Source organism: Veillonella parvula (assembly GCF_047241225.1).
Lineage (GTDB): Bacteria > Bacillota > Negativicutes > Veillonellales > Veillonellaceae > Veillonella > Veillonella parvula_O.
In genome coordinates this window covers 293,360-305,267 of record NZ_JBKTIE010000002.1, presented here as the reverse complement: position 1 = coordinate 305,267, position 11,908 = coordinate 293,360, and the positions used below count along the sequence as shown (strand labels likewise).

Annotated in this window: 8 protein-coding genes; 6 read left to right on the top strand and 2 right to left on the bottom strand. The window is 39.0% G+C overall.

The annotated features are described in order from the left end of the window. Positions 1–78 precede the first annotated feature (78 nt). Both ACLRYO_RS04870 and ACLRYO_RS04865 read right to left on the bottom strand, forming a co-directional pair. A complete protein-coding gene (locus ACLRYO_RS04870) occupies positions 79–1,449 on the bottom strand; it encodes an S-layer homology domain-containing protein (RefSeq protein WP_004698262.1) in 1,371 nt (456 codons plus the stop codon). Positions 1,450–1,632: 183 nt separating this feature from the next. After that, positions 1,633–3,348 carry an S-layer homology domain-containing protein gene (locus tag ACLRYO_RS04865; protein ID WP_155085874.1) on the bottom strand — a complete coding sequence of 572 codons (1,716 nt, stop codon included), beginning with the start codon at positions 3,346–3,348 and terminating at the stop codon, positions 1,633–1,635. 523 nt (positions 3,349–3,871) lie between these two features. On the opposite strand from ACLRYO_RS04865, the gene ACLRYO_RS04860 reads away from it, so the two are divergent. From ACLRYO_RS04860 to ACLRYO_RS04835, 6 genes are all read left to right on the top strand, one after another. After that, positions 3,872–4,609: a (Fe-S)-binding protein gene (locus tag ACLRYO_RS04860; protein WP_004698263.1), complete on the top strand. Its 738-nt coding sequence runs from the start codon at positions 3,872–3,874 to the stop codon at positions 4,607–4,609. A gap of 12 nt (positions 4,610–4,621) precedes the next feature. After that, positions 4,622–6,067, top strand: a complete 1,446-nt coding sequence (locus tag ACLRYO_RS04855; RefSeq protein WP_004694882.1) for a LutB/LldF family L-lactate oxidation iron-sulfur protein — start codon at positions 4,622–4,624, stop codon at positions 6,065–6,067. Then, on the top strand, positions 6,067–6,795 hold the full coding sequence (locus ACLRYO_RS04850; RefSeq protein ID WP_004698205.1) for a LutC/YkgG family protein: 729 nt from the start codon (positions 6,067–6,069) through the stop codon (positions 6,793–6,795). Before ACLRYO_RS04855 ends, ACLRYO_RS04850 begins: the two co-directional genes overlap by 1 nt. Before the next feature lie 176 nt (positions 6,796–6,971). After that, entirely contained in the window at positions 6,972–8,363 is a 1,392-nt protein-coding gene (locus ACLRYO_RS04845) for a cation:dicarboxylate symporter family transporter (protein ID WP_004694886.1), read from the top strand. Positions 8,364–8,612: 249 nt separating this feature from the next. After that, the gene (locus ACLRYO_RS04840; RefSeq protein ID WP_278457314.1) at positions 8,613–10,166 is read left to right on the top strand and encodes a nitrite/sulfite reductase; all 1,554 of its coding nucleotides are present in this window, start codon (positions 8,613–8,615) and stop codon (positions 10,164–10,166) included. An 880-nt stretch (positions 10,167–11,046) separates the two neighbouring features. Then, positions 11,047–11,862: a nitroreductase family protein gene (locus ACLRYO_RS04835; protein ID WP_004694890.1), complete on the top strand. Its 816-nt coding sequence runs from the start codon at positions 11,047–11,049 to the stop codon at positions 11,860–11,862. The last annotated feature ends 46 nt before the right edge of the window (positions 11,863–11,908 follow it).

Sequence of the window (11,908 nt, the reverse complement as noted above, 5' to 3'; positions counted from 1 at the left end):
TCGATTATGTGTGTATAGTAACAGCTGTTTAATTGTGAAAAGAACCGCTCCTAAGGGGGCGGTTCTTTTTTGTCTATGTTATTGTTTGTCGTTATAATAGTTTACGCGCGGTGGTAATGGGAATTGAATGTTTCCGTCTGACTTTGTAAGCGGTTCCGGTGGTAATTGTAAGAATACATTATCATGGAATTTCTTTTTAAATGCTTTCAACGTCGATTTTTGAATAGAATCAACGGTAATGAGAAGGGCACTCGTATCAGTATTTGGGGAGATGGAAAGGATCTTTCCTTGAGGTTCTTTTTGTTGGTAAAGGGCGATGGCATCGGATTGATACTCCTCTAGTTGGGCCTGATTTAATTTACCTTTTGATACGACTACAGTTCTATCTAGCTGTGGATCATGAGCCTCTGTAATCGCTTTGGAAACAAGGTCAGTTTTCTTTTGATCCGTTAAAGATGCATGTAATTGGCCTGCCTCCCAGAATAGAGCTCCGTCTTGACGGAATTTGGTGAAATCATTGCCATAGCCTAATGCTTTGTCGATGATATTAGCTGTTTTGTTTTCTACTTGTTGCTTGAACAATGTATTGTGGAAGGCAAGTGCTTGTTCTGTTTGTGTCATGCGGTACGCAATTTCCGCTGCTTCTGCACGAGTTACATATTTTTCAGGGTTAAACAATGTACCTGGAGCGTAGTTTGTGAACCCAAGATAGGCAAGCTCGCGAACGGCATCTTGTGCCCAAGGAGCTACAAATTTTTGGTCTCCATAGGCTATATTATCAAGAACTGTTGGGTCTTCAGTGGTATATCCTAAGTAATGGATATAGTTATCTGCTACTACCGCAAACTCTTGACGGGACATATATTTCTCAGGTTTATAAGTGTCATCACCATAGCCGCTGATGATATTCTTGCGAGCTACAGATTCAATAGCAAGAGCAGACCAACGGTCAGATGTAATATCTTTAAATTTACTTGATAAAAAGGCGGCCGTACCATCATCCGTAATATTGTTGAAGAGCGCTGCTACTTCTTCACGTGTCATAGGTTGGTTAGGTCGGAATGTACCATCAGAATACCCTTTCATTAGGTTTGCTTTTGTTACAGTGCTAATCGAGTTAGCTGCCCAAAAATCACTAGGCACATCTGTAAAGATGTGGGCGCGGATTTTTTGAATATCTTGAGGTGTACCGATAGAGGTGTTTACAATTGCAGGTGATGCGGTATTAGTAGATTTAACGTTAGCCGCTTCTGTTTTAGTAGTCTCCATCTTCGTAGCATCTGTTTTAGCCATTGGTGCTTTAGTTGTTTCCATTTTAGTGGCTTCAACAGTAGTTGCAGGAGCATGAGTTGTAGTGGTTGTGTTTGCAGAAGCAAAACCAAGGCCTGTTGTAGTCAATAATGTGCCGAGTACGAGGGCACGTAATGCGTGAGGGGTATTCTTGTACATAAAAATCCTTCCTAATCATGGTAAAGGCTAGTGCTTGATAGCCGTAGAATATAAACTTTCACCAGCATAAAAAGTTATATCCGTCGCATCATAGTCAATTAGTTGGCATGCATAGTGATATACAACAAAGCAGCGTAGTACTGTCGAGTATACGCTGCCTTGGCTGGTTAAGTGTAACGCCGATTAGCGTTTTACTGTCATTTTTACTTTGGAACCGAATAATTTAGAGATTCCTTGTTGTGTTTCTTTAGATGCTGTAGATACAACTGCGTAAAGTTGGTTATTTTCTACATCAGGGAATGTAGCTAGAATTGTACCTGCTTTTTCATTTTTGTTGTAGTAGTTGCGGAAGTTTGTATCGATTGCATCGTATTCAGCTTGGCTGTATTGGGAGGATTCAACTACAACATAGTTATTTATAGTAGAATCACCACGGTTTGCAAGGTTAGCTTTTACTGTGGAAATATCGCTGTCTGTTTTTAAAGCTACGTGTAATTGATTGTCACGCCAGTACATTACGCCATAATTTTGGAATGCATCTTCTGTTTTATAAGTTTTATTTAATTCAGAAAATACTTTGTCTTCTAATGCAGCTTGTTGTTTTTGATCAAGTGCTTTTAGTGTGCTGCGACGAACAGGGCGAATGGTGCGAGTAGGTTCAGCTTTTTCAGCTACTGCAGCATCTTTATTGCCTTTTACGTCTTTTTCAACTTTTTTTGCATCAGATTTTACAGCTTTATCAGCTTTAGCTACATCTTTTTTAGCGTCTTTACTTACTTTAGATGTATCTTTCTCTAATGCTGTATCAGCTTTTTTGGCATCTTCTTTTACAGCTGTTTCAGCTTTAGCTTCAGTAGTAGTGTGTTTTGGTGTTGCAAGGCCAGCACCATTAAGCATACGATTTAAGATTGTTGCAGCTTGTGCTCTTGTTACAGGTTGTTTAGGGTTAAAGTTTTCTGTTGCCCCAGATGCTACGATGCCTCGTTGTGCCATGTATTGGATATCTGCCAAGTAGGCAGAGGAGATACTAGCTTCGTCCTTGAATGTTACTTTTTCTGCTTTTACAGGTGTAGAAAGATTCAATTTTTTAGCTAGACTAGCAGCAGATGCAACGAATTGTTCGCGGTCCATAGTTTTGCTAGGTGTGAAAGCTGTTTTAGATGTGCCTTCCATTACGCCTGCAGCACTAACTAATTTGATAGCAGAGCTAGACCAACGATCTGCTTCCACGTCAGAGTAGGAGGTAGAGGATTCTTTTGTTGCAATCTCTGCTAATTCTTGTTCGTTTAAGTTGTGTTGTAGTACTTTGCCATAAATAGCAGCTGCTTGTTCACGAGTAATTTGTGCACTAGGTTTGAATGTATTATCAGCATAACCAGAAAGGTAACCAGCTTGTGTCATTGCTTGGATAGCATCGCGAGCCCAGTTATCTTTTGTGTCAGGGTATACACCAGTAGGTAAGTTTTCTTTAGTTTTTACAACTTTTTTACCTTCTACCTTTGCAGCATCTTCTTTTACATCATTTTTTACGGAAGTATCAATGCGTTTAACGTCATTTTTTACAGAAGTATCAACGCGTTTAGCATCGTTTTTTACGGATGTATCAGCGCGTTTAGCAGCGTTTTTAGCGGATGCATCAGCATGTTTTGCATCACGTTTTACAACTGTGCTACCGTGTTTAGCATCATTTTTGACGGAGGTATCAATACGTTTAGCATCGTTTTTAACAGATGTATCAACACGGTGTTCATCCGCTTTAGCAGATACCTCAGCTCTAGTAGCCACATTAGATACTTCAGATTTTATATGAGTCGCAGTTGTTTCAGCGTGAGCCATGCTGAATGTAGAACCAAGGGCCAATGTAATTGCTAAAGACAAAGATAATTTATTTAGTTTCATGAAAAGGGCTCCTTTCAAACTATACTTATATAAAATAAATTATAACACTTTTTAAATTTATACACTACTATAAGAAAATGTAATCTATAAGGATAAAACTTACATGAATTTGAAAATTTGAGTACCATTATATAAATATAGAATGAAATATAGATAAAAGTTGATTTTCTAGTAGTTAAAAATGCAAAATGATAAACATTCGCAAAATCTAGATTTTATAGGGCTTTTACAAGAAAAAATGATAAATGAAATAATAGATGTGATAAAATTCAATGTTTGTTATTACAAAAAGTCATAACGATATAAGAAATAAAAGGGTACATACGAATATAGCAATTCTTTGGACAATATCTACATGATTAATTTATAATTATAGCGATGAGCTTTTGAATATTTATTTGAAAGCATAAGTAATGTTCAGGGCAGAAATTTAGTCGAAAAATTCACTACTAAAAATTGCCATAACACATACATATCAAAATTTTTTATTAGGTTAAGTACTAGAAAAGACGAGGAAGATAATATGAAAATTCATCTTTTCCAACAGTGTTTGATTGACATGTTCTACCCTCATGTAGGTATGGCTGGTGTAGAAGTACTTGAAAGATTAGGTTGTGAGCTTGTAGTACCTAAGAAACAAGTATGCTGTGGACAAATGTTCACTAACTCCGGTTATAATGACGCGGCTATGGACGCAATTAAGAATACAATCGAATGCTTTGAGAACGCTGAATATGTAGTCAGCATGTCCGGTTCTTGCGCTTTTGCAATCCGCGATGAATATCATCATTTCTTAAAAGATCAACCAGAGTGGTTGGCGCGCGCAGAAAGATTGAGTGGTAAAATTTACGAATTCACTCAATTTATTACTGACGTATTAGGTGTTGAAGATGTAGGGGCTCGTTTTAACGAATCTGTTACATACCATACATCTTGCCACGTAACTCGTTTGATGGGCATTAAAGAGCCTCCTTTCAAACTCCTTAAAAACGTTAAAGATATCAACTTGATTGAATTACCACGTGCAGATCGTTGCTGTGGTTTCGGCGGTACTTTCTCAGTTAAAAACCCTGAAATCAGTGAAGTTATGACACGCGAAAAAGCATTGGAAATTGCTGGCACAGGTGCCAACGTTATCTCCGGTTCTGACCAAGCGTGCTTAATGAACATCGCTGGTATGCTTGATCGTCTTCATAAAGAAGGCGAAATTGATCGCCGTATCAAAGTTATGCATATTGCTGAAATCTTAAACTGCCGTTAAGGAGGAGACGACATGGCACTTATATATGACAATCGCCCCTATAAAACACGTATAAAAGAATGTTTGGCTGACGATTTCAAAGTTGCAGCTATTAAAAAAGCACAAGACGTGTTTTATGATAAACGTAATACAGTAGTTGCGGATGTTCCTGAATGGTTAGATTTCCGCGCTGAAGCGGCTAAAATTCGCGATCACGTACTTAACAACTTGGATTACTATGTAAGTCAATTTGCTGACAATGCTGAAAAAGCTGGTTCTAAAGTTCACTTTGCGTTCGATGACAAAGAAGCGACTCAAATTGCATTAGATATCCTTCGCCAACGCGAAGCAAAAATGATCGTTAAATCCAAAACTATCTTAACTGAAGAAATTGGTTTGAACGAAGTATTAGAAGAAGCTGGTATTGAAGTTAACGAAACTGACTTGGCTGAATTTATTTTGCAAACTGCAGTAAGTCCTCCATCTCACATCGTAGTACCAGGTCTTCATTTTGAACGTAACAAAATCCGTGAAATTTTTGCTGAAAAATTAGGTTATACAGGAACTGAAAACCCTACGGAAATGACTCACTTTGTACGTGGTTATGTACGTGAGCGCTTCTTAAAAGCTGATGTAGGTGTTAATGGTTGTAACTTTGCAGTTGCTGAATCTGGTACATGTACAATCGTTTCCAACGAAGGTAACGGTCGTATGGCTAGTTCTATTCCTAAGACTCAATTAATTTTCTTAGGTACAGAACGTATTGTTCCTGATTTCAAAGCTCTTGATGTTATGATGGAAATGTTGAACCGTTCTGCAGTAGGTTCTAAGATTTCTAACTACTTCTCCATGATGACTGGTCCTGCGCGTCCTGGTGAAGCTGATGGTCCTGAAGAAACTCATATCATCATTATTGATAACGGCCGTTCTGGCATCTTGGGTGGTACATTCCAAGAAATGCTACGTTGTATCCGTTGTGGTGCATGTATGAATATCTGTCCTGTATACCGTCACGTTTCCGGTCATGGATATGGTTCTGTATATCCAGGTCCGATGGGTGCTGTATTGACTCCATTATTCAAAGGTTACGATGTAGCCGGCGATCTTCCATATGCTTCTACATTATGCGGTGCATGTACAGAAAACTGTCCAGTAGCTATTCCATTGCATGAATTGTTGATGGAGCACCGTCATATCATGGCTGATATTGAAAAGACTCGTCCAAAAGCAGAAGAAGCTATCTTCACAGCAGCTGCTAAGATGTTCGGTAATGCAACATTATTTGATCTTGGCACAAAAGCTGGTGCTATCGGTATGAACTTAATTAGTAATAAAGAAGGTAACATGCCTGAATGGACTCAAGCTATTCCAGTTATGAACGGTTGGACTAAGTCTAAAGAGTTGGGTTCCTTGAAATTCAAGAAATTCCGTGATTTATATGCTGAACATGAAAAGAACAAGAAGAAGGAGAAAAAATAATGGATGTAGCTAAACGTAATCAATTTATTGCACGTTTATCTCGTGCATTAGGCCGTGATCAAGAAATGTGCCCTGCTTTTGTAGAAGGCTTTGATTATAGCCATGGTCCTCAAGAAACTATGTTCCAAGATTTGAGTCGGGATCAAATTTTGACAATGTTTAAGGAACAATGTCAACGTGTTGGTACAAAATTTGTTGAAACTACACCTGACAAACTAGGTGAAACAATTTTTGCAGCTATCGAAGACTGGGGAAACGGTAAAATTGTATTCCCAAGCTCTCCTGAAGTAGAAGAATATAAATTAAAAGAATTGTTCGAACAAGATGCAGCTAATAATGGTGGCACTCGTACATACTTCCAATGGGATCCAGCTAAAGGTCGTGAAGAATGTATTTCTAATACTGCTAATGCTGATATTGGTATTACATTCCCATACTGCGGTATTGCGGAGACTGCTACTGTAGTACAAGCTTCTGGTGAGGACTCTGGCCGTGCGATTAGCTTGTTGCCTACAACACATATTGCTGTGTTGTATACTGATACAATCAACCCTCGTATGACACAAACAATGGAACATTTGGCTGAACGGTATCACAACGATCCAGCTAAGTTCCCTACAAATATCTGCTTGATTTCTGGTCCGTCCCGTACGGCGGATATCGAATTGGTAACTGTAGATGGTGCTCATGGTCCTATCCAAGTAACCTATATCTTAGTTAACAGATAATATAATAGCTAGATTTACTAAAGGCGATTTTCTTCTGGAAAATCGCCTTTTTGGTGTATATATTACAGAATACATTAAATGTTACCAAAAATTAAATATTATACTTGTATTTTTTTCGATATATGCTATACTAAGTTCATAACCTATTATTGTGATATGAATTAAAGAGGTGTATTATGAATATTCCATTCTTTACAGATTACCTCATGTTAAGCAATCCACTAAGTATTGGTATTATCGCGGTGTTCGTGCTCGTGTTAATTGGTATTTATGTATTGCAACGCAAGGGCACATCCTTCGGTAATCTTGTTATTATTGGTACTATTGCTGGTGCCGTACTTGGTATAGCGGTTCAAATTATTGCAGGCTTCCCTGATGATCCATCCAAAGTGGTTTACATCAAGGAAAGTACAAAGTGGTTCTCTCTCGTAGGGGGCGGTTTCATCGACTTAATCCGCATGCTTGTTATTCCTATCGTTTTTATCTCTATTGTTCACGTTATTTTGCACATGGAGGCAGGTGCTAACCTCAAAAAGTTAGTAGTTGCTATGATTTCTACGAATCTCGGCATGGTAGCCGTTGCTGCTATAGTCGGTCTAATTTTGGGGAATGCCTTCGGTTTAGGTCAAGGTTTTGATATTGTTGAATCTGGTAAGAAGATTCGTGAAATCAAACCTATGGTTGATACATTCCGAGCACTAATCCCAAGCAATCCAATTCAAGCGGCTGCTGAAACAAATGTTATCGGCATTGTTGTATTTGCAATTATCTTGGGTAGCGTAGCTCGTCTATTAAAACAAACAGGGACAAACTCTATGGAGGTATTCACAAAACTATTTAATGAACTTCACCAGTTGATTTCCTGGGTAGCTGATTTCATTATTGGTCTTATGCCATATGGTGTAGTTGCCTTATTAGCTTCTACATTGGCAACACGCGGTGTACAAGCTATTCTTGATATGGGCTTGTTCGTAGTATTACTTTACGTTGGTCTTTTGATTATGTTTGTTGTACAAGCGATCTTGATTACTAGCTTTGGTTACAATCCGATTACATACTTCAAGAAAGCAAAAGCACCACTCTTATTGGCGTTTACTTCTCGTTCTTCGATGGGGGTATTGCCATTAACTGTAGAGACCTTGACAAAACGTCTTGGTGTAAATGCTACAACTGCTAATACAGTAGCTTCCTTCGGTACTACTGCGGGCATGCAAGGTTGTGCCGGCGTGTTCCCAGCACTTGTTGTGGTGTACATCTCTAATGTAGCCAATATTCCATTCGATATGACTATGTATATCATGAGTGTTATCGTTATTGCTATTGGTTCTGTTGGTATCGCAGGCGTGCCAGGTACGGCTACAATGGCGGCATCTGTATCCCTTAGTGGTACAGGCCTTGGAGCGTACTTCACCTCCATTAGTCCAATTCTAGCTATCGATCCATTGATTGACATGGGACGTACATGTTTGAACGTATCTGGGTCCTTAACAAATGCTTTGGTAGTAGACAAAATTATGGGAACCATCGATAAAGACGCATACAATAATCCTAACGAAGGTCGCGTATAAAAACTAGCAACACTTAATCATATAATTATTATAAAAAGGGGCTGTAGCTGAATGTGGTAAAACCACATTTGGTTACAGCTTCTTTTGCCTTTTTAAAAGTGATAATTATTACAGATTGTAAACTATATTATTAATAATCGATATTGAAATTGTGAGCTTAGCTACTAACATACTTATGCATATATGGTATACTAAGCGTTATAAAGTTACGAATTATGCTTAATAAATATAAGCCAAGAGGGTAATAGTATGATTACACAAGAATTGAAAGATCGATTAATTGCAGATTATCCAAAGTTTGAGGATATGACACATAAGTTCTATAAGAAAGAATTATCCATTGCAGACTATAAAGGACAATCTGGTGCTTATGGTAGTTACGCTGAGCGCGGTGCAAATACTGGCATGAGCCGTTGGCGCTTCAACGGTGGTCGCATGACGCGCGAGCACATACAGTTTTTAGCGGACTCCATTCGTAAATATAACCTGCAACATGTACATTTCACTACCGGCCAATGCTTACAAATGCATGGCCTTGATGGTGATACTATATTGAGTCTCTATAAGGAATGTTATGACCACGGTATCTATAACCGTGGTGCTGGCGGTGACAATCCCAATGTGGTGGCTAGTATTTTACGCGGCATTGATCCTCGTGAAACTTTAGATATTACGCCATATACAACAGCTATTAGTGAATTTCTTATGGAGCAAATGTTCTATATCAAGATCCCTCGCAAATTTAAAATGGGTATAGATAATGGTTTTGATAGTACCCCACATTCTACGTTCAAGGACCTAGGTTTTAACTTAACAAAACACAATACTTTTGATGTGTATGCTTGTGGTGGTATTGGTCCTAATCCTCGCATTGGTATTCCGGTGGCACATGATGTAGCACCTGAGGATGTTTTGTATCATGTGAAAGCTATGCTTATGGTTTTTGCTAACCATGGTAATTTCAAAAACCGTGGTAAGGCTCGTACCCGTTACATGCCTGCTGAAATGGGTGGGGCGGAAGCTTTCATCAAGATCTATGAAGAAACCCTAGCTATGGTAAAAGAAGTAGAACACCTAACTATTAATCCAGCTGATTATGCTTATGAAATTACAAAAACTGGTAAGCGTGATGATTCTGTGGAAAATTATCGTATTCACCGTCAAAAACAGGAAGGTTTATATTACGTAGAATACCATCCAGCAGGTGGCGATGTGAACGTAGCACACTTGTTGGCTGCCCTTGACTATGTAGTGACACTTGACCAAGTAGAAGCACGTATTGCGCCAGACCAAGCATTGTTCTTCATTAATCTTACAGCTGATGAAGCACGCAAAATTGCGGAATTAACTGATGACAGCGCTGAAAATGATTTCCGCCGTTCCGTATCTTGCGTTGGTTCTACTATATGTCAGATTGGAATGCAAGACTCTAACGGTCTTTTGAAAGATATCTTCGCACACCTTGAAGAAAAGGGTATAGATACAAGAAAACTACCTCGTTTACATATATCCGGCTGTCCACACTCCTGTGGTACACACCAAATCGGTGAAATTGGTTTCCATGGTGCTGTAAAATTAGTAGATAAGAAACCTATGGTAGCATTTATCCTTGTAGACGGTGGCTCAGAACACATGGGCTCTGAAAACTTCGGTAAAATGGCTGGCAATATTGTAGCTACAAAGATTCCAGAATTTTTGGAATCTTTGGCAAATATTCTGAACGAATCCCCAGAACCAGACTTTGGGACCTGGAGACTTACGCATAAAGGGGACTACATGAATCTTATAAAAGCATTTGAGTAAATATGTAAAAGCATTTGCGTAAATATGTTTGGGTTGCTTGTGATGGGGCCCACTTAGATTGCGACAACTTAATAAATAATAAAAAGAGTTCCCTCTTTGCTCCGTTCTTCGCAAAGTCGCTGCATAGGGAACTCTTTTTATTATTTGAGCGTCTGCTATTAACCAGTCCCATCACAAGCTACATCTGATATTTACTCAATATGCTTTTATATGATGGGGGAAGCTTTTAGAAAACTAGGTATTTCTTTGCTCCGTCCTTCGTAAAGTCGCTGCAGAGGTACCCAGTTTCATTTTTATAACACCTGATGTAAATTAGTCCCATAGCAAAGCGACTTACCTTACTAATATACAGAGCGGCCTCATGACAAGCTACATTCGATATTTACTCAATATGCTTTTATAATTAGAGGAGCGGAGAGGCGAGAGCGGTTAAGTAGTTTTGACTGAATTTGCATCAAGACAAGCCAGTAGATTAGCCTCTGGCTAGTCCTTCCCATACGGTGGGCATGGCGCCACTACTATAAAGTTTATTATAATGTGTAAAATGATAGTGTTTTCTATGATTTATTTCAAGGTGTAATTGTAATGACTCTATATAAGTATTAGCTAGATTATTTACGCTTTTGGATGGGGCATCTTTATAAATACAGTGATAAAAAAGTAAGAATACGCTTGTGCAACGACTTTGCGAAGAACGGAGCAAGCAAGCGTATTCTTACTTTTTTTACCAAGTTGTATTAATGAAACGGGGCCCCATCCAAAAGGCAAATATAGGAACAGGGATTAGTTCCATTACAATTAGAATAATTGTTTAAAACTAGATATGACTTGATTTTGTATGTTATAATAGACTTTATAGTAGTATTTGGAGGATATTCAGATGTTATTTACCGTCAATACAGAAGTCTGTACACGATGCGGCCTTTGCGTTGCTGACTGTCCGACCGGATTGCTGGTGATGTCCGATGCTGGACCTGTAACTGGCAGGGGAGGTTGTATCTCCTGTGGGCATTGTATTTCCGTATGCCCAACGCTTGCTCTTGATAGCGATATGACACCGCGTAAGGAGCAAATCGATATTACAAAGGAACCTAAGTTAACGCCTGAGCAAGCTGAGCTATTCATGCGTAGTCGTCGCTCTATTCGTAACTATCAAAATAGACCAGTCCCTGTAGAGCTCATTCGCAAAGTGCTAAACGTTGCAAGAATGGCGCCAACAGCGACTAACACACAAGGTATTTCGTATATAGTAATCCGAGATAAACAAACGTTGCGCCGTATTGCTGATCTTGTTCTAGAGTGGATGCATCTGGCTGCAAAAACAGTACCGATTATGCGTCTCTATGCTCGTGCTGCTCAAGCAGAGGTAGATAAAGGCAAGGAGTATATCTTGCGCGATGCGCCGGCTCTCGTAGTGGCAATTGGCTCTAAAAAAGATATTCATCGTACCCATGATAGTGGTCACTCTTGCTTGTCTTATGCTGAGCTATATGCGCCGACTTTAGGCCTTGGTACTTGTTGGGCTGGTTTCTTTGAACATGCTGGAGAAGCTGAATACCAACCATTATTAGATGAATTAGGTGTACCTGATGATAAAATTGTAGCTGGTGGCATTCTTATGGGATATCCTAAAGTACGATATCGCAATATTGTAGAGCGTCAACCATTAGATGTTACATTTGATACAGAAGAGTAAAAAAGAGATGCCCCAATGATTGTAATCATTGGGGCATCTCTTTTTA

Coding starts and splice junctions, on each gene's coding strand:
- ACLRYO_RS04860 (WP_004698263.1), top strand. CDS start 3,872: ATGAAAATTCATCTTTTCCAACAGTGTTTGATTGACATGTTCTACCCT.
- ACLRYO_RS04840 (WP_278457314.1), top strand. CDS start 8,613: ATGATTACACAAGAATTGAAAGATCGATTAATTGCAGATTATCCAAAG.
- ACLRYO_RS04850 (WP_004698205.1), top strand. CDS start 6,067: ATGGATGTAGCTAAACGTAATCAATTTATTGCACGTTTATCTCGTGCA.
- ACLRYO_RS04870 (WP_004698262.1), bottom strand. CDS start 1,449: ATGTACAAGAATACCCCTCACGCATTACGTGCCCTCGTACTCGGCACA.
- ACLRYO_RS04865 (WP_155085874.1), bottom strand. CDS start 3,348: ATGAAACTAAATAAATTATCTTTGTCTTTAGCAATTACATTGGCCCTT.
- ACLRYO_RS04855 (WP_004694882.1), top strand. CDS start 4,622: ATGGCACTTATATATGACAATCGCCCCTATAAAACACGTATAAAAGAA.
- ACLRYO_RS04835 (WP_004694890.1), top strand. CDS start 11,047: ATGTTATTTACCGTCAATACAGAAGTCTGTACACGATGCGGCCTTTGC.
- ACLRYO_RS04845 (WP_004694886.1), top strand. CDS start 6,972: ATGAATATTCCATTCTTTACAGATTACCTCATGTTAAGCAATCCACTA.